The organism is Tepidibacter sp. Z1-5 (genome assembly GCF_037844525.1).
GTDB lineage: Bacteria > Bacillota > Clostridia > Peptostreptococcales > Peptostreptococcaceae > Tepidibacter_A.
This window is the reverse complement of sequence record NZ_JBBMMD010000039.1, coordinates 1-909: the sequence shown is the minus strand read 5'-3', so window position 1 is coordinate 909 and position 909 is coordinate 1. Positions and strand designations below refer to the sequence as shown.

General features: G+C 36.5%; 1 pseudogene. It reads right to left on the bottom strand.

Annotated features, from left to right (window positions below):
* Nucleotides 1-909: pseudogene (locus WJW32_RS10020) on the bottom strand (D-proline reductase (dithiol) proprotein PrdA); the annotation flags it as partial.

The following is a 909-nucleotide window of genomic DNA, read 5'->3' as shown; positions in this document are numbered from 1 at the left end:
AATAATGTCTTGAGTTTTCTTTAGAAGCAGGTCCTATACAAGTTAATGCATGGATTCCTCCATCTAATACTTCAAGTGGAGATAACATAACTGGAACGTTTCCAATATCAACGTTAGGCTTAGCTCCTAATGTTCCAACAGGCTCAACTGGTAATATTAAGTTATCATGCATTGCACCTTGTCCCATTATCTCTTTAACTATAACTACTTTTTTCTTTCCAGGTCTTCTGTATTGAGTTAATTCTTCAGTTTCAACAACTAAAGACTCATCAGCTTTCTTTAAAGCTTCTCTTATTTCTTGAGTTATAACATCTGTAGCTCTATGAGCTGCAAGAGGTCCTGGTCTTTCCATATTCATTCCAGCCTTAACTGTAACTTGAGTTTTTATGAATATGTCTCCTTTATCTGGAGCTCCTGGTCTTCCCCACATGATANGTTCCTGTTACCATAACTATAACACCATCTACTATTCTAGTGCTACCTGATCCTAGTTCTCCCTCTTCTTTAGTAGCTATAGGTTGAACATCCATTATAGTTTCACTGTAAGTGTTATACTTATCAGGAGTTATTATTTCTAACTTCATATCTACTACTAATTCTTGACTATCTACTGCTTCAGGGCAAATATCTTTTCTTATGTAAAGAGTAGTTCCTTCTATTTTAGTTTCATCAGCAAGTTCAACTTTTTCTATTTTGAAGTGCTTCTTAGCTAATGATCTAACAGCCTTAGCTTCTTTAGCTTCAGCAACTGGAGCTACAACTTCTTGAACAGCTTGAGTAGCTGGTGCAACAGCTGGTGCAAGACCCATAGAAGCAGCTACATTTAAAGGTATTTCTAAATCTATATTTCTTCCTTCTCCTATGTGTATCTTAACAGATCCACCTGCAACTGGAGTAACGGCAGTTACT